General features: G+C 72.5%; 16 protein-coding genes. 8 read left to right on the top strand and 8 right to left on the bottom strand.

The window, feature by feature from the left end:
* Positions 1-30: 30 nt before the first annotated feature.
* From ACBJ32_RS26850 to ACBJ32_RS26865, 4 genes are all read right to left on the bottom strand, one after another.
* Entirely contained in the window at positions 31-1,008 is a 978-nt protein-coding gene (locus tag ACBJ32_RS26850; RefSeq protein ID WP_375129058.1) for a phosphotriesterase, read from the bottom strand.
* Between the two features lie 81 nt (positions 1,009-1,089).
* On the bottom strand, positions 1,090-2,352 hold the full coding sequence (locus ACBJ32_RS26855; protein ID WP_375129059.1) for an APC family permease: 1,263 nt from the start codon (positions 2,350-2,352) through the stop codon (positions 1,090-1,092).
* Between the two features lie 117 nt (positions 2,353-2,469).
* Positions 2,470-2,931, bottom strand: a complete 462-nt coding sequence (locus ACBJ32_RS26860) for a universal stress protein (protein WP_375129060.1) — start codon at positions 2,929-2,931, stop codon at positions 2,470-2,472.
* A 72-nt stretch (positions 2,932-3,003) separates the two neighbouring features.
* A complete protein-coding gene (locus ACBJ32_RS26865; protein WP_375129061.1) occupies positions 3,004-3,624 on the bottom strand; it encodes a DUF998 domain-containing protein in 621 nt (206 codons plus the stop codon).
* Between the two features lie 215 nt (positions 3,625-3,839).
* Here ACBJ32_RS26865 and ACBJ32_RS26870 point away from each other — a divergent pair, with 215 nt between their 5' ends.
* Positions 3,840-4,196 (top strand): MerR family transcriptional regulator, encoded by a 357-nt coding sequence (locus ACBJ32_RS26870; RefSeq protein ID WP_375129062.1) that lies wholly within the window; start codon positions 3,840-3,842, stop codon positions 4,194-4,196.
* On the top strand, positions 4,193-5,167 hold the full coding sequence (locus ACBJ32_RS26875) for an aldo/keto reductase (RefSeq protein ID WP_375129063.1): 975 nt from the start codon (positions 4,193-4,195) through the stop codon (positions 5,165-5,167). The genes ACBJ32_RS26870 and ACBJ32_RS26875 overlap by 4 nt, the downstream gene beginning before the upstream one ends.
* Here the strand turns inward: ACBJ32_RS26875 and ACBJ32_RS26880 are convergent.
* On the bottom strand, positions 5,164-6,084 hold the full coding sequence (locus ACBJ32_RS26880; RefSeq protein WP_375129064.1) for an anti-sigma factor RsbA family regulatory protein: 921 nt from the start codon (positions 6,082-6,084) through the stop codon (positions 5,164-5,166). The genes ACBJ32_RS26875 and ACBJ32_RS26880 overlap by 4 nt on opposite strands.
* A 180-nt stretch (positions 6,085-6,264) precedes the next feature.
* Here ACBJ32_RS26880 and ACBJ32_RS26885 point away from each other — a divergent pair, with 180 nt between their 5' ends.
* The gene (locus ACBJ32_RS26885; RefSeq protein WP_375129065.1) at positions 6,265-6,816 is read left to right on the top strand and encodes a DUF1707 domain-containing protein; all 552 of its coding nucleotides are present in this window, start codon (positions 6,265-6,267) and stop codon (positions 6,814-6,816) included.
* Here ACBJ32_RS26885 and ACBJ32_RS26890 read toward each other — a convergent pair.
* A complete protein-coding gene (locus tag ACBJ32_RS26890) occupies positions 6,786-7,898 on the bottom strand; it encodes an SRPBCC family protein (RefSeq protein WP_375129066.1) in 1,113 nt (370 codons plus the stop codon). The genes ACBJ32_RS26885 and ACBJ32_RS26890 overlap by 31 nt on opposite strands.
* Before the next feature lie 62 nt (positions 7,899-7,960).
* The gene (locus ACBJ32_RS26895; protein WP_375129067.1) at positions 7,961-9,052 is read right to left on the bottom strand and encodes an FAD-dependent oxidoreductase; all 1,092 of its coding nucleotides are present in this window, start codon (positions 9,050-9,052) and stop codon (positions 7,961-7,963) included.
* A 50-nt stretch (positions 9,053-9,102) separates the two neighbouring features.
* Here ACBJ32_RS26895 and ACBJ32_RS26900 point away from each other — a divergent pair, with 50 nt between their 5' ends.
* Both ACBJ32_RS26900 and ACBJ32_RS26905 read left to right on the top strand, forming a co-directional pair.
* A complete protein-coding gene (locus tag ACBJ32_RS26900; protein ID WP_357872919.1) occupies positions 9,103-9,666 on the top strand; it encodes a TetR-like C-terminal domain-containing protein in 564 nt (187 codons plus the stop codon).
* An 89-nt stretch (positions 9,667-9,755) separates the two neighbouring features.
* Positions 9,756-10,130: a hypothetical protein gene (locus ACBJ32_RS26905; protein ID WP_375129068.1), complete on the top strand. Its 375-nt coding sequence runs from the start codon at positions 9,756-9,758 to the stop codon at positions 10,128-10,130.
* A 358-nt stretch (positions 10,131-10,488) separates the two neighbouring features.
* Here the strand turns inward: ACBJ32_RS26905 and ACBJ32_RS26910 are convergent, their stop codons facing one another.
* The gene (locus ACBJ32_RS26910; protein WP_375129069.1) at positions 10,489-11,607 is read right to left on the bottom strand and encodes a glycosyltransferase; all 1,119 of its coding nucleotides are present in this window, start codon (positions 11,605-11,607) and stop codon (positions 10,489-10,491) included.
* Between the two features lie 38 nt (positions 11,608-11,645).
* Here ACBJ32_RS26910 and ACBJ32_RS26915 point away from each other — a divergent pair, with 38 nt between their 5' ends.
* The 3 genes from ACBJ32_RS26915 to ACBJ32_RS26925 all read left to right on the top strand — a co-directional run bounded on the left by ACBJ32_RS26915 (position 11,646) and on the right by ACBJ32_RS26925 (position 17,056).
* Complete coding sequence (locus ACBJ32_RS26915; protein WP_357872910.1) at positions 11,646-12,464, top strand: PIG-L family deacetylase; 819 nt, start codon at positions 11,646-11,648, stop codon at positions 12,462-12,464.
* Between the two features lie 50 nt (positions 12,465-12,514).
* Positions 12,515-13,576 carry a lysylphosphatidylglycerol synthase domain-containing protein gene (locus ACBJ32_RS26920; RefSeq protein ID WP_375129070.1) on the top strand — a complete coding sequence of 354 codons (1,062 nt, stop codon included), beginning with the start codon at positions 12,515-12,517 and terminating at the stop codon, positions 13,574-13,576.
* A 78-nt stretch (positions 13,577-13,654) separates the two neighbouring features.
* The gene (locus ACBJ32_RS26925; protein WP_375129071.1) at positions 13,655-17,056 is read left to right on the top strand and encodes a BTAD domain-containing putative transcriptional regulator; all 3,402 of its coding nucleotides are present in this window, start codon (positions 13,655-13,657) and stop codon (positions 17,054-17,056) included.
* Positions 17,057-17,059: the final 3 nt, after the last annotated feature.

The following is a 17,059-nucleotide window of genomic DNA, read 5'->3' on the forward strand; positions in this document are numbered from 1 at the left end:
TACCCGCGTCGCTCTCCCGATCCACCCACTTTACGAGAAGTAGCGCTTCGGGTTGAACACCAGCATCTGCTCAATCTGGTCATCGGTCACACCCGCGTCCAGCAGGGCGGCCAAGACATCGTCGTGAATGTGATCGTAGCGCCAGTTCGGCGCCAGCGTCTGGAGGGCCTCGTCCCAGGCGCCGCCGAAGTAGTCCATGAAGCAGGCGGCGTCGTGGCTGAGGACCATACGGTCGGCGTACCCTCGCCGGCACAGGGCCGCGATCGTGGCCACGCGCTGCGGCGTCGGGTTGAAGACGTCCAGACCGAACCGGTCCATGCCCAGGATCGCGCCCGTGTCGGCCAGCCGCATGAGGTAGTCGAGGTCGTTGCTGTCACCCGCGTGCCCGACGACGACCTTCTCCAGGCTCACGCCCTCCTTGGCGAACAGGTCGAGCGTGATCAGGCCGCTGCGCGTGAACGAGTTCGTGTGGACGGTGATCGGCGCGCCGGTGCGTACGTGGGCCTGCGCGACGGCCCGGCAGATGCGCTCGACGCCGGGCGTGAGCCCCTTGGCCTCGACCACGCACTTGAGGAAGGCCGCCTTGACCCCGGTGTCGGCGATGCCCACGGTGAGGTCGCGGACGAAGTCGTCGATCATCGGGTCGGGGCCGTCGACGAACAGGCCGGGGCCGCGGTGCTCGTACTGGTGGGGCAGCTCCTCGTAGGAGTAGATGCCGGTGGCGGCGATGATGTGCAGGCCGGGCACCTGCTCGGCGATCCGCTGGACGCGCGGGATGTAGCGGCCCAGCCCCCACACCGTCGGGTCCGCGATCGTGCGCACGCCCTTCGCGGCCACCGCGTTGAGCTTGGTGACCGCGTCCGCCACCCGGAGCTCCTCGTCCCACCAGGCGCCCCTGCCGTAGTTGTCCAGGTGCTCGGTGGCCACCACGAACACGTGCTCGTGCATCAGCGTCTGCCCGAGCTCGTCGACGTCCACGGGGCCGCGCAGGGTTTCGACGGTGGGCATGCACGCCTCCATACCAGCCGGTCGGTGTGGCCGCAAACCTAGGCTCTCCCGGGATCTCCGTCAACAGGCACGCCGCGGGGATCACCGGCCGGCGCGTCCGCGTCGTACCGCGTGGATCGCCAGCCCGGCCGCGAACACCGCCAGGCCCGCCACCACCGACGTCATCGGCAGCGTGGCCGCCAGCCCCAGGCACAGCGCCAGCCCCAGCACCGGAACGGCGCGGGGCGGCGCGCCCTCGTCGCGGCGGAGCGTGAGGGCGCAGGCGTTGGCGACGGCGTAGTAGACGAGCACGCCGAACGAGGAGAACCCGATCGCCTCCCGCAGGTCGGCCACGAGCAGCAGCACGATCACCGCGCCGCCGACCGCCAGCTCCGCCCGCCTCGGCACCTGCCGCACCGGGTCGACGGCGGCCAGGGCGCCGGGCAGATCGCGCTCGCGCGCCATGGCCAGCACCGTACGCGAGACACCCAGCAGCAGCGCCAGCAGCGCGCCCAGCGCCGCCACCGCCGCCCCCGCGCCCACCACCGGCGCCAGCCACCCGAACCCCGCCCGCCTGACCAGGTCGGCCAGCGGCGCGTCGGACGTGGCCAGCAGCTCGGGCCGCAGCGTACGCAGCGCGGCCACGGCGACCAGCGCGTAGACGGCCAGCGTGATGCCCAGCGCGATCCCGACGGCCCTGGGGATGGTGCGGGCGGGATCGCGTACCTCCTCGCCGAGGGTGGCGATCCTGGCGTATCCGGCGAACGCGAAGAACAGCAGCCCCGCCCCCTGCATCACCCCCCACCCGTCGAAGCGCAGGGACACCTCGGTCCCGGGCGGGTGGGCGGACCAGCCGAAGCCGGCCGAGCCGTCACCTGCCAGCCCGGCCAGGATCACGATGACCAGCACGGCCAGCACGAACGCCACGATGATCCGCGCCGCACCCGCCGAGCGCTGCACGCCGAACAGGTTGAGCAGGGTCAGCACGGCCACCGCGGCGATCGCGAGCGGCCGTTCGAGGCCGGGCAGGGCGTAGGAGCCGAACGTGAGCGCCATGGCCGCGCACGAGGCGGTCTTGCCGACCGTGAAACCCCAGCCCGCCAGGTAGCCCCACAGAGGGCCGAGCCGGCGCCGGCCGTAGACGTAGGTGCCGCCCGACTCGGGATAGAGGGCGGCCAGCCGGGCCGAGGAGGTGGCGTTGCAGTAGGCGACGACGGCGGCCAGCGCCAGCGAGGCCAGCAGCCAGTGGCCGGCCGCCGCGGCGGCCGGGGCGAAGGCGGCGAACACGCCCGCGCCGATCATCGCGCTCAGCCCCACGACGACCGCGTCGGTGGTGCCCAGCCGCCTTGCCAGCTCCTCCGGCAACGCCGGCCTCCCCTCGCGCTCGCAGGAGGCACCCACTCTGCCGCACCCCACCGGCATCCCGCATCAACGCCCGGGTGAACGCCTTGAGGCGAGCTGTCCCCTGACTGTCGAGCCGGGTCAGCCGCCCTTGCCGTTCGGGCCGGGGACCACCAGCACCGGCCGGTGCGCGTGGTGCAGCACCCGGTCCGACGTGCTGCCCAGCAGCAGCGACCGCACCCCGCCCAGCCCCCTGGTGCCGGTCACGATGAGCTGGGCGTCGAGCTCGTCGGCCACGTCCACGATGGTCGACCAGACGGCCACGGAGTCCGCGTCGCACCGCGGCGTCGCGTCCAGCCCGGCCTGGCGGGCCAGCTCGGCCCCGTGCCTGGCCAGCTCGCTCATCGCCTGGCCGATGGCCTCGTCCTCGACCCCGGACTGGTCGAGCGCCACCATGAGCCCGGCCGACGCCCTGGCCGAGGTCATCGCCAGCCGCTCCCACACCGTCAGCACGACCGCCTGCTCGCCGCGGAACAGCTCGCCCGCGAAGGCGATGGCGGCCTTGGAGTCATCAGATCCGTCGTACGCGATCAAAATCGTCATCTCAGCCACTCCTGGAAAGAGGTCGGGAACCTTCCTCTTTCCAGGCAGGCGCAGTTCAAGCCTGGTGGGACCTCACGCCATGACCGCCGACACCGCGGGCCGGGCCGACGGCTTGAGCAGCGACAACCCGGCCAGCGCCAGCACGGCGAGCTCCGTCACGACCACGAACCGCTGGGTCAGCCCCGCCGGGATGTCCTCGTTGCTCAGCGGGATGCCGAACATGCGCACCACGTACGGGATCACGACCAGCACCAGCGCGCCCAGGGCCACCCCGCTGAGCACCCGCATCGCCCCGGCGTACCGGATCCTCGCCCTGGCCAGCAGCAAGCCGGCCACCGGCATCACCAGGAAGGCGGCGAAGGCGGCGTAGCGGTGGATGCCACCCGACATCGACAGCGGCACGCCGGGCCTGTCGGTCGGGAAGGCCCCGATCAGGAACATGCTCGCCCCCCATGCCAGCAGCAGCGCGACGATCCAGCGGCTCATGCCGGCCCGCCGCACCGCCTCGGCGATCAGCGCGGCGCCCGCGGCGAACAACGTCAGCGAGGCGGGCAGCAACCATCCGGCCGACTGCCACACGTACTCGCTGATCACGCTGTGGAACGGATCGAGGTCGGATCCGGCGTGCAGGCTGAGCATCGCGCCGCTCCCGGCGCCGATGGCCGCGCAACCACTGACAAGCAAACCCTTCATGCCTCCAAGCTCGTGGAACGCGGACTTGACGACCATCGGAGATCGGCCCGAACCGGCCCTGAAGTACCCCTTAATACCTTGGTCCGGTCAACCCCTGGCCGGGGCCGATGACCTGCCCTTACGCGACCCCGGGTAGGGACAGCCCCCTCAGGGTGGCGGCGGTTGCCCCGACGCCGATTTGACTTGGAGTGCGCTCTAAGGTCCAACCTGGACACATGACGATCCAGGAGGCCGCGCAGCGGTCCGGCCTGAGCGCTCACACGCTGCGCTACTACGAGCGCATCGGCCTGATCCACTCCGTGGGCCGCAACAGCAGCGGCCATCGCGACTACGCGGAGGAGGACCTCCAGTGGCTGGAGTTCCTCACCAAACTGCGCACGACCGGCATGCCGATCGCCGACATGTGCCGGTACGCGGAGCTGCGCCGGATGGGGCAGCACACCGCCGACGAGCGCAGGGAGATGCTGGAACTGCACCGCGAGCGCGTCAGCGCCAGGATCGCCCAGCTCAGCCAGGACCTGAAGGTTCTGGACTACAAGATCGACAACTATCGCAGGGGGCAACTGGCATGAACAAGCGCACTCTCGGCAGGGAAGGCCTCCAGGTCTCCGCGCTCGGGCTCGGCTGCATGGGCATGTCCGAGTTCTACGGCCAGGGCGACGAGAAGGAGTCGATCGCGGTCATCCACCGCGCCCTCGACCTTGGCATGAATTTTCTGGACACCGCCGACATGTACGGCAGCGGCGCCAACGAGGAACTGGTCGGCCGCGCCATCAGGGACCGGCGCGACGAGGTCGTGCTGGCCACCAAGTTCGGCATCAAGCGCGACGGCGCCACCCGCACGATCGAGAACAGCCCGGAGTACATCAGGGCCGCGTGCGACGCCTCGCTCCGGCGCCTCGGCGTCGACCACATCGACCTGTACTACATGCACCGCCGCAACCCCGACGTCCCCGTCGAGGAGTCGGTCGGGGCCATGGCCGAGCTGGTACGGCAGGGCAAGGTGCGGCATCTCGGCCTGTCGGAGGTGAGCGCCGACACCCTGCGCAAGGCCGGCGCCGTGCACCCGATCGCGGCCCTGCAGAGCGAGTACTCGCTGTTCACCAGGGGCCTGGAGGCGGAGATCCTGCCGGCGGCCAGGGAGCTGGGGGTCGGGCTGGTGGCGTACTCGCCGATCAGCCGCGGCCTGCTGTCGGCCGCGCTGCCCAGCGCCGACGAGCTGCCCGCCGACGACTTCCGCCGCTACCTGCCGCGCAACACCGGCGAGAACGCCGAGCACAACCGGGCGCTGGCGGCCGGGGTCAAGAAGATCGCGGACGCGGCCGGGGTGACGGCCGCCCAGCTCTCCCTGGCCTGGCTGCTCGCCCAGGGCGAGGACATCGTGCCGATCCCCGGCACCAAGCGGCTGAAGTACCTGGAGGAGAACGCCGCCGCGGCGGACCTCACCCTCACGCCCGAGCAGCTCGACGCGCTGGCCGCCGCCGTGCCCGCGGACGCCGTGCGCGGCACCCGTTACCCCAGCATGCAGGAGGTCGAGCGCTAGGGCAGGTCGAAGTAGGCGCGTACGGCGGTCGCGCCCGCGCGGGTGTGCACGCGTACGAGATCGCTGAGGAGGTTGACGATGAGCAGGCCGCGCGAGCCCGCGTCACGCGGATCGACCGGCCTGCGGCCCACCAGCGGGTCGGTGATGTGCCCCGCGTCGCTGACCTCGCACACCAGCCGGTCGTCCTCGACCCACACCCGCAGCACGCCGGAGCCGCCGCCGTGGTCGAGGCTGTTGGCGCCGAGCTCGGCCACCGCGAGCCGGATGTCGTCGAGCCGGTCGCCCTGGAAGCCCAGCGCGGCGGCCTCCCGGGCGGCCAGCCCCCGCACCGCCGACAGGTTGGTGTGGTCGAAGCTCAGCCAGGCGGCCTTCTCGGGCTCGACAAGCGGCTGGTTGTGCCCGTCGACGACCAGCTCGGGCGCGTAGTCGGCGCTGGCCCGCTCCCCCGCCGTGTCGCGCAGCACGGGGTGGGTGCGCGCCGCCTCGCGGATGACCTCGCCGCTCAGCCCCACGAGGTCGTACGGGCACAGGATCGTCACCCTCCGCCCCGTGAACGACAGGTTGATCAGTGCCTCGTGCTGGGCGCAGGCCGGATACTCCGTCTCGGTGCGCCCCGGCCAGATCGGCTCGCCGATGATCCGCACGTGGTGGTCGGGATGCCGGTCGGCGAAGGCCCGCAGCACGCCGGGGATGATCCGCCCGGGATTGCGGCCGGCCTGCGTCATGTCGAGCAGGAGCACGTCGCCGGCCTGCGCGCCGAGCTCCGCCTCGATCAGCGCGAGGTTCCACGGCGGAACGGCCACGGCGACGGGCTCTCCGGCCGCCAGCCCTTCGCGGATGAAGGTCGTGGTGGCAGCGACGTACTCACCGGCGCCCCGATAGAAGAGCGCCGGATGCACGAACGGTTCCGACCACATCAGAACCACGCTACCTAACGTTGATGAGTTCACGGCAATCCGTTGGGTACCTATTGAGATGTGAAGAGAGTCCAGCTCATCCGCCGCCCCCGTCCCGAACGCCGTCCCTTCCCCCTCGACCTCCGCACCCCCTCCGGGCGACGCCTCCCGTTCTGACCCCGCCGCGCCTATGCTCGGGACATGTCGGAATTGCAGATGCGGGTCTCCGACGAGGACCGGGAGCGCACCGCGCAGCAGCTCCAGCAGGCGTTCGCGGAGGGCCGGCTGACCCAGCCGGAGCTCGAGGACCGGCTGGGGGCGGCGCTGTCCGCGAAGACCTACGGCGACCTGCTCGGCCTGATCACCGACCTGCCGAGCACGCAGCCGCAGGTCGATGACGTGGTGGAGCTGGCGTCCAAGAACGGTAACGTCAAGCGCTCGGGCGACTGGGCCGTCCCGCGCCGGCTGCGGGTCGCCTCCAAGTACGGCAGCGTCGAGCTGGACTTCACCGAGGCGGTCGTCCCCCACCAGGTCGTCGACATCGAGCTGGACCTCACGTACGGATCCGCCAAGATCATCCTGCCCGAGGGCGCGGTGGCGAACGTGGACGCCTTCCAGAGCGACTGGGGCCACCCGACGTCCAAGGTGCCGGGCAGGCCCCGTCCCGGCGTGCTCTGCGTGGTGATCACCGGCCGGGCCAAGTACGGCGGCCTCACCGTGCGCTATCCGCGCAGGCGCTGGTTCACCCACTGATGGAACAGGGCGATGTGGTGCTCGCTCGGCACGAGCACCCCGCCCTCCCGGTACGCCCGTGACGACATGCCGGGCTGGGTCCGCTCGCAGGCGTCGAAGTCCTGCTCGTTGACGCGGTGGAACAGCTCCACCGACAGCGTCAGGTCGGCCCCGGAGTCCACGACGTCGGGATGGTAGAGCCAGTCGCACTCCACCACGGTGCGGTCCGCGGCCATGGGGAACATCCGGTGCAGGATCACGTGGTCGGGCACCAGGTTCACGAACACCTGGGGCTTGACGGTGATCGCGTAGTAGCGGCGGTCCTGGTCCTCCGACACGCCGGGCAGCCTGCCGAACCCGGGGCTGCCGTCCACCGTGAACCCCTCGGCCCGCTCGGCGAACTCGGCGCCGTGCCCGACGTAGTACTGCGCCGCGTAACCGCCGGCGAACTCGGGGAGCACCGCGGTCAGCTCCGGGTGGATGGTGGCGCAGTGGTAGCACTCCATGAAGTTCTCGACCAGGAGCTTCCAGTTGGCCCTGACGTCGTAGACGATGCGGCGGCCGAGCGCGAGCCGATCCACGTGGTAGTGCTCGATGGCGGCGGGGTCGCCGAGGCGCTCGGTGGCCGCGTACGTCACGCTCTGCTCGAACGAGGGCGGCTCGGCGGCCAGGCACACCCACGCGTACCCGAGCCACTCGCGCAGGTGCACGGGCACCAGCCCGTACGCGACGCGGTCGATGTCGGGCATCCTGGCCAGGTTGGGCGCGGCGGCCAGCCGGCCGTCGAGGTCGTAGGACCAGGCGTGGTAGGCGCACCTGATCGTCCGCCTGACCTCCCCCGCCTCCTCCGGGCACAGGCGGGCGCCGCGGTGGCGGCAGACGTTGAGGAACGCGCGCAGCAGGCCGTCGCGCCCGCGCACCACGATCACGCTCTCGCGGCCGACCTGGACCGTCCTGAACGCGCCCGGGCCCGGCAGGTCACCGGATCTCACGGCGCAGAACCAGAGGCTCTCGAAGATCCTGGCCTGCTCCTCGGCGAAGATCTCGGGGTCGGTGTAGGCACGGCCGGGAAGCGTGGAGATCAAGCTCGACGTGGTGGTCAACCGACACCCCTTGTTGCGTATTACGCACCGAGTTGCCCTATATGCGACATCGTCAGGCGGCCTCAGGGGGCTGTCAAGAGGTAGTTGCTGTAGCCGCGCAGCATGGAGGCGTACACCTTCGTCGCGACCCCGTCGGGGATCAGCCGCACGATCGGCCCCTGCCTGTCGGTGAGCTCCGTGCCCGCCATCCTGGCGGGCCTGCGCACCACCTTCGACCTGGCCCGCTCGTAGGCGCGCAGGTCACCGAGCGACCGGGCGAGCAGCCAGGCGTCCTCCAGCGCCTGGTTGGCGCCCTGGGCCATGGTGGGCGGCATGGTGTGCGCGGAGTCGCCGGCCAGCGTGGTGGGGCCCCTGCCCCACACGTCGGGGATCGGCTGCTTGTGGTGCGGGAAGAACTCGACGTCGGCCATCGTGTCGAGGATGCCGGGCACCGGGTCCACCCAGCCGCGGAACCGCTCCCGCAGCCGCTCCACCACGTGCGGGTCGTCGGCCCAGAAGGGCTTGCCGGGAGCCGACCTGACGTCGAACCACCACAGCAGCCGCCCCCGCCCCGCCGGGATCAGCCCGCACAGCCCCTGCCTGCCCGCGATCATCACCGCCCGGTGGTCCTCCGTCAGCGCGGTCGGCCTGGTGGTGAACCCCTGCCAGGTGACCCAGCCGCTCAGTTTCGCCCGGTCGCCGCCCATCAGGGCCTCGCGCACCACCGATCGGCGGCCGTCGGCGCCCACCAGCACGTCGCCGCGTACCGTGCGGCCGTCCGACAGCCGCACCTCGGCCCGCTCGGGCACCACGTGCTCGGCCCGCGCGCCGTACGTCACCGGCACGCCGTCGGCGAGCAGCTCGACCAGCTCACGCCGGGCCACGTGCACGACGGGGTGGCCGTAGCGGCGCTCGGGCACGGTGAGGTCGACGGTGAGCAGCCGCCGCCCGTCGGAGGCCCACGACTCCAGGGTCTCCAGCCGCCGGCCGACGCCGGTGTAGTCGGCCTTCAGCTCCTCCAGGATGGCCGTGCTGCCGGGCCAGAGCGATACGGAGCCGCCGGCGGTGCGCAGCTCGGGGGCCTCCTCGTACACCTCGGCCTCGTGTCCCGCGTTGAGCAGGCCGCGCGCCAGGGCGAGCCCCGCGACGCCCGCGCCGACGACGATTACCCTCATTACGTCTCCCTATACTGAGACTCTAAATATCAGATACTAGGAGTATCACAATGTCTGCGCGCGGCCGCAAGCCCGACCCCACGGTCGACCACCGCATCAGGCAGGCCGCGGCCGGACTGGTGCTCTCCCACGGCCTCGACTTCACCATGGACGACGTCGCCGCGGCGGCAGGCGTGGGCAGGGCGAGCGTGTTCCGCCGCTACGCCTCCAAGCGCGACATGCTGCTCGAAACCCTCACCGGCCTGATGAACGCGCACGTCGCCATCCCCGACACCGGCTCGCTGGAAGGCGACCTGCGCGTGGTGGTCGCCGACACGCTCGCCCTGTGGCACCAGCCCGGCGTCGCCCGCATGGCCAAGCAGGTGTACGGCGAGGCGGGCCGCGACCCGGCGGTGGCCGAGCTCATCCGCACCTCGATGCGCACCCGGATGGAGCGGTCGTGGGTCGTGTACGAGCGCGCGATCGAGCGCGGCGAGCTGCCGCCGAACGCGGACCTGTGGATGCTGACCGACCTGTTCACCGGCCTCGTCGCCTACCGGGGGCTCCTGGATCTTCCACTGCCGGATCCGGAGGAGATCGTGCAGGTCCTGCTGCACGGCTTTACACCCGCCTGACACTCCTGGTGTTAGTGGGGTGCAAGCGGCGATCAAGTCAGGGCCCATAATGTTCCCTTCGTTCGCTAAACCTACGAAGGGCACGGAACATGACTCCCCCTCGTCGTCGCCTCGCCGTTGCGGTCGCGACGCTGACTCTTGCCGCTCTCACCACCGCCTGTGGTGCGATCGGCCAGGCTGTTGACTGCACGCAGGTCAGCCAGGAGATCACCAAGATCACCAATGAGTACAGCAGCTCGCTGAGCAGCGCCGCCACCGACCCGAAGGCCATCGAGAAGGCGAGCCAGGAGACCGCCGACAAGCTCAAGACCCTCGCGAGCAAGTACGACGGGGATCTCGCGGGCGCCGTGAACGACATGGCGACCGTCTTCTCGAGCATCAAGGTCGACGACCCGTCCGGCGCCACCGAGGCGATGGGCAAGCTCCCCGAGATCCAGGCCAAGGCCGTCGCGGCCTGCGGCTGATCGGCTCGCGGCCGTCGCGCGACCGCCTGTGGGGGGCAGGTCGGAGCGGGCGGCCGCGTCGTGGCGGGCGAGACGGTCGTGGCGCACGTGGGGGTGCCACCGCCGGGGTGGTGGCGCACATGGGGGGGCGCCGCCGCCGAGATCGTGGCGCACATGGGGGACGCCACGTGCGAGGTCGTGGCGCAGCCCGGGGGGCGCGCCATCTCCTCCCCGCCACAGGCTTCCGGCCACCGCGTGCGAGCACGACGCTCGCCGCGGTGGCCGTTCGCGTTCGCGCGCTGGCCGTTCGCCTTTCCGCGGCGGCCGTTCGCGTTCGCGGAGGGCCGTGCCGGCCGCGCGTCCGCCGGCCGCGCGTGGCCTATCGCGTCTCCGCGGAGCCCCGCCGGCCACGTGCCAGCTCGGACGCCTGCTCGTAGGCCCGCTCGAACCCTTCGAGCACGGTGGGCCACGAGCCGGCGGCGGGCGGGGTCGCGCGGTTGTGCGCGGCGATCGACTCGCGCAGCTCCGCGTCGGTGCACAGCCGCGCCACCGCCCGGGCCAGGTCGCCGAGCGTGCGGCCGAGCAGCCCCTCGGTGCCGTCCTTGACGAAGTCGGCGACCCCGCTCTGCGCCCTGGCCACCACCGGCAGCCCCGCGGCCCGCGCCTCGAGCGCCGCGATGCCGAACGACTCGCGCGGCGCCGGGGCCACGAACACGTCGGCCGACTCCAGCACCTTCGCGATCTGCTCGCGGGTGTGCCGCCCCGGCAGGGAGACCCAGCCGGCCATGCCGTGCCTGTCGAGGAAGCGCGCCATCTGGCCCCGAGCCGGCCCGTCGCCGACGATCGTGGCCCGCATGGGGATCCGGGAGGGCACGCGCGCGCGGGCCGCCTGGAGCAGCTTCAGCAGGCGCAGCGGCTGCTTGCGCGGCGCCAGCCGGCCCACGGCCACGATGTGCACGCCGTCGCGGGGGCCGGGCCGGCTGCCGGGAGGCGGCGCCCAGCCCGAGAGGTCGAGCCCGTTGGAGACCACCCGCACCGGCACCCGCGGCCCGGCCACGGCCCTGATGGGAGCCGCCGCGGCGGTGCTGACCGTGGTGGCCACCAGCCGCCACCGCTGCCAGCCGTACACGAGCCGCAGCAGCCGGTACATCGCCCGCGTCACCGGATCCCACATGCTGTGGACGGTCACCACGCACGGCACCCCCGCGCGGAACGCGGCCCGCACGCCCATCCACGCGAACGGCGAGACCGCCCCCGCGTGGACGTGCACCACGTCGGGACGCGCCGAGGTGATGCGGCGTGTGAGATGGCCCACGCCGAACGGATGCACGGGCAGGTCGAACGGCATCTTCGCGACGATCCTGTGCACCCCGGGCAGCGGCTCGCCCCTGGTCGCGGTGGCCACCGACACCTCGTGCCCCGCCTCCCGCTGCATCCGCACGAGATCGGCGACCTGGACCTCGATCCCTCCGAGTCGCGGCAGGTAACAGTCACTCACGTGAAAGATCCGCACCCCTCCCAGACTAATCTGGGCGTGTGCCTCCACGTACCGCTGTGTTCTTCCATGCCCATCCCGACGACGAGGCCCTGCTGACGGCGGGCACCATGGCGATGCTCGCGGCCGAGGGGCACCGGGTGGTGCTCGTGGTGGCCACGGCGGGCGAGCGCGGCCTGGCCGAGATGGAGCCGGGCGAGGCGCTGGGCGAGACCCGCCTCAAGGAGCTGTACAAGTCGGCCGCGCTGCTCGGCTGCGCCCGCGTCGAGTGCCTCGGCTACGGCGACTCGGGGCTCAGCCCCAAGGGCGGCAGCGCCGAGGAGCGGCCCGACAACGCCTTCATCGACGCCGACACCGAGGCGGCGGCCAAGGCGCTGGCCGCGATCCTGCAGGAGGAGCAGGCCGACCTGCTGGCGATCTACGATCCGGCGGGCGGCTACGGGCATCCCGACCACGTCCAGGTGCACCGGGTCGGCAAACGGGCGGCGAAGATCGCGGGTACGGAGATCGTCCTGGAGGCGACGGTCAACCGCGATCCGCTGCTGTGGCTGCTGCGGGTGGCGGGCCGGTTCTACAAGTTCCCGCCGGAGTTCGACGTACGGACGTTCGAGAGCGCGTACTCGCCCGGCGAGGCGATCACCCACCGCGTCAACGTCCGGAAGTACACCAGGCAGAAGCGGGCCTCCATGGCCGCGCACGCCTCCCAGGCCAGCGGCGGCGACAGCGACCGCACGCTCGCTGTCATGCTGAAGGTCCCCCGCCCCCTCTACCGCTTCGTCTTCGGCACCGAGTGGTACGTCCGCCGCGACCTGCCCCCCGGCGCCCGCCTCACTCATCCCTTCGACCGGTGGCCCACCTAGTACTTCAGAACGACGAGGCCGCCCGCCGTGACCCGGCAGACTGGACTTCGATGAAGAACAAGTGGCTACAGATCGCCCTGTCCGTGCTGTCGCTCGGCCTGGCCGTGGCGCTCGTGGTCTACCTCCCCCAGATCGTGCAGGCGCTCACCGGCAAGCCCGTCTCCTGGGCCGAGATCGGCCGGGTGTTCGGCACGCTCGGCGCGGGCGAGATCGCGCTGATGGCCGCGCTGTGGCTGCTGAGCCTGCTGGCCTACACGTTCGTGCTGACCAACTCCCTGCCCGGCCTGAACAACCTGCAGGGCCTGGCGCTCAACGCGGCGGGCAGCGCGGTCAGCAACCTGCTGCCGTTCGGCGGCGCGGTGGGCGTGGCGCTGTCGTGGGCGATGACCAAGGGCTGGGGCTTCACCAGCCGGGCCTTCGTGGTCATGACGCTGGTCAGCGGCGTGTGGAACACGTTGTTCAGGTTCGTCCTGCCCGCCGTCGGGATCATCGCGCTGCTCATCGCCGGGCAGGCGCCCAACGCGACCGTGGCCAACGCGGGCTGGACGGGCGCGATCTCGATCATCGTGCTCTGCGTGGTCGTGGCCGTCGCGCTCTACTGGGAGCGCGCGGCCGTCTGGCTCGGCAAGGGCCTCGACGGGGTGACCCGGCTGCTGCGGCTGAAGATCCACGCCTCCGAGGCGTTCCACCGCCTGCGCGCCGACACCGCGGGCATCGTACGCGGGCGGTGGCCGGGGCTGTCGCTCGGCATGATCTTCTTCCTCGGCTTCCAGTGGGCGATCATGGCGGTCTGCATGCAGGCCACCGGCGCCTGGCCCGGCCTGGCCCAGTCGATCGCCGTCTTCGCCCTGTCGCGGGTGCTCACCAGCGCCCTGATCACGCCCAGCGGGGCGGGGATCATGGAGGGCGGGGTGGTGCTCCTGCTGACCTCCGCCTTCGGCGTGCCGGCCGCTCCGGCGACCGCGACCGCACTGCTTTTCGGCTTCTGGACTTACACTATCGAGATCCCGTTCGGCGGCCTGGCACTGGGCGCATGGGCGCTGCTGCGCAGGCGCAACGGCCGGAACGCCGGCGCGGAGCCCCCGTCCGCGATCTCGAAGGCCACCCAGTGACAATCCCAAACCCATCGCGTGCTAATCGACCACGGGCCTTGTGCGTGATTCGCAGGCCCGCATAGCGTGGCGGCTGACATGGTGGCGTTCCGAGTTCTGGGGCCAGTCGAGGCGTACGAACACGACGACGAGCTCGACCTCGGCGGGTTGCGGCAGCGGGCCGTCCTCGCCCGACTTCTCGTGGCCAGAGGTCAGGTCGTGCCGGTTGACACGCTTCTTTACGATCTGTGGGACGACGACGCGGCCAAGGGCGCGCAGTCGGGCCTGCAGGTCTACATCTCCCGCCTGCGCCGGGTGCTCGAGCCGGGCCGCCCGCGCGGCGGGCCCAACCGGCTGCTGGTGACCGTCGCGTCCGGCTACGCGCTGCGCGTGGCGCCCGACCAGGTCGACGCGCTGCGCTTCGAGCAGCTCGTCCGGGCGGCCGGCGAGCACCTGGAAGAGGGCGACCCGCAGTCGGCGCGCGACCGCCTGGAGAAGGCGCTGGGGTTGTGGCGCGGCACCCCCTACTCCGACTTCGCCGACCAGGCGTGGGCCGAGGCCGAGGTCAACCGGCTGACGGAGCTGCGCCTGGTGTCCAGGGAGCGGCACGCCGACACCGGGCTGCGGCTCGGCCTGCACGCCGAGACCGTGCCCGACCTGGAGGCGCTCACCACCGAGCACCCGCTGCGCGAGGAGGGCTGGCGGCTGCTGGCGCTCGGCCTCTACCGCTGCGGTCGGCAGGGCGACGCGCTGGCCGCGCTGCGCCGCGCCAGGAACATGCTGGCCGACGAGCTCGGCATCGACCCGGGCCCCGCGCTGCGCAAGCTGGAGTCCGACATCCTGGCCCAGGCTCCCGAGCTGGAGCTGGCGCCCGCTCCCGCGCGGGCGCCGCGGCCGTCGGCGCCGGTCAGCGACACCTGGCCGCCGCGCCCCGCCACGCCGATCGAGCCGCCGCCGCTGGAGCCCGAGCCGTTCGTCGGCCGCGACGCCGAGCTGACCAGGCTGACCACGGCCGCCTCGCGCACCGGCCGGTTCCAGGTCGCGATCGTGACCGGCGTGGCCGGCGCGGGCAAGACCACGCTGCTGCGCCAGCTCGAGAGCAGGCTGGCCGCCGACGGCTGGACCACCGCCTCCGGCGCCTGCCCCGACTCCAGCGCCACCCCGCCCGGCTGGGCCTGGGTGGAGATCCTGCGCACGCTCATCGACATGACGGGCGCGGGCGAGTACGCCCAGCTCCTCGCGCCGCTGCTCGACGACGCCGCCCCCGACCCCGACGAGGACGAGGCGTCCGGCGGGTTCCGGCTGCACCGCGCGGTCGGCGGTTACCTGGCGGGCGTGGCCCGGCGCGGCCCCGTCCTGCTGACGCTGGAGGACCTGCACTGGGCCGACGACCAGACGCTCGCCCTGCTGCGCGCGCTGCCGAGCCTGCTGGCGACCAGCCGGGTGCTGCTCGTGGTGACGTGCAGGGAGAGCGAGCTCGACGACCGCCAGTCCGACGTGCTGGCCGCCCTGGCCAGGCTGGGCCCGGTGCGGGTGGGGCTGTCCGGGCTCGACCCGAAGGCCGTGGCCGAGCTGGTCAAGGCCACCTGCGTCCGCGAGATCGACGAGGACGCGGTCGAGTCGATCGTCGAGCGCACCGGCGGCAACCCGTTCTTCGTCCGCGAGACCGTGCGGCTGCTCGACTCCGAGGGCGCGGCCGACCGGGCCAGCGCCACCGAGGTGCTCTCGCAGGTGCCCTCGGGCGTGCGTGACGTGCTGCGGCGGCGCATCTCGCGGCTGCCCGCCGGGGCGCAGCAGATCCTGCTGCAGGCCGCGGTGATCGGCCGCGACGTCGACCTCGACGTGCTGGTCGCGGTGGCCGTGGACGAGGAGTCGGTGATCGAGGCCGTCGAGGCGGCGCTGCTGGCCGGGCTGGTGACCGAGCCGGGCCCCGGGCTGCTGCGCTTCGACCACGACCTGGTGCGCGACACGATCTACTCCGACGCCTCCAGGCTGCGCCGCACCCGGCTGCACGCCGCCGTGGCGTCCGTCATCGAGCAGCGCACGCCGTCCGACGTGGCGGCGCTGGCGCACCACTACTTCCTGGCCGACGCCGCCGACAAGGCGGTCCACTACGCGGGCCTGGCGGCCGAGCAGGCCGAGCGGCGCTTCGCGCATCGCGAGGCGGCCACGCTGTGGGAGCAGGGCATCGCCGCCTTCGACCGCTCTCGCAGCGACGAGCAGAGCGGCGAGCAGCGGCCCGAGCGGGCCAAGGAGCGCCTGCGGCTGATGCTGCGCCAGATCAGGGCCCTGGCGCTGTGCGGCGACATGCACGCCGCGCGGCTGCTGCGGCGCCAGGCCATGGACGCCGCGCTGCCGCTGGGCGACCTGGAGATCACCGCGAAGGTGGCGGCGTCGCTGGCGGTGCCGCACAAGGGCATGGCGCGCGACTTCACCCGCACCGCGTGGGAGATCGTGGACGTCACCGAGAAGGCGCTCATGGAGCTGCCGGCGGGCGAGCAGCGGCTGCGGGCGAGCCTGCTGACCACGCTGGCCCTGGAGCTGGAGGGCTCCTCCTCGCCCGAGCGGGGCCGGCAGGCGTCGCTGGAGGCGCTGGAGCTGGCCCGGCAGAGCGGCGATCCGGCGCTGATCGCGGCGGCGCTGAGCGGGCGGCTGCGGCAGTCGTACGACATCCCCGCGGTCGACTCCCGCGAGAGCATCGGCAGGGAGCTGCTGGAGGTGGCCCAGCGCTCGGGGCAGATGGCCACGCAGGCGCTGGCCCACCTGGTGCTGCTGGAGTGTGCGGCGGCCCGCGGCGAGTTCACCGTGGCCGACGAGCACGCGGCGGCGGCCGACCAGCTGGCCAAGCAGTACGACCTGTCGGCCAACGCCGCGGTCGTCGTCTGGTACCGGGGCCAGCGGCTGATGATCGCCGGCGACTACGAGGGCGCCGAGCGGGCCTACGCGGAGGCGGCCAGGATGACCGCGCGGGCGGGCATGCTGGAGGGCCGCCAGGACCTGCCGCTGATCACCAGGTTCTGCCTGCATCTGGTGGCCGGCCGGGCGGCCGACATGGTGGAGCCGCTGGCCGAGGCGCACATGCGGGGCGCCAAGTGGACGCTCGACGCGTACGCGCTGGCCCTGGCCTCGGCCGGGCACCAGAAGGACGCCAGAGCCGTGGCCGCGACCCGGCCGCCGGTGCGCCCCGACTTCCTGTACGAGCTGGCGATGACCTGGCGGGCGCTGGCCGGGATGCTGCTCGACGACCGGGAGCGGATGGTCGACTGCTACGACAAGCTCAAGCCGTTCGCCGACCGGGTGGCGGGCGCGGGCACCGGCGTGGTGGCGCTGTGGCCGGTGGCGCTGACGCTCGGCGACCTGGCCATCCGCCTGGGGCAGCCGGACGCCGCGCGCGAGCACTACGAGAAGGCTCTGGAGGTGGCCGAACGGGTGGGCGTGCCGCGCTGGGTGGAGGCCGCGCGGCAGTCGGTCAGCAGCTCGCTCGGAAGCGGTCGCTCCTGATCG

The sequence above is a fragment of the Nonomuraea sp. GTA35 genome, assembly GCF_041950525.1.
Classification (GTDB): Bacteria; Actinomycetota; Actinomycetes; order Streptosporangiales; family Streptosporangiaceae; genus Nonomuraea.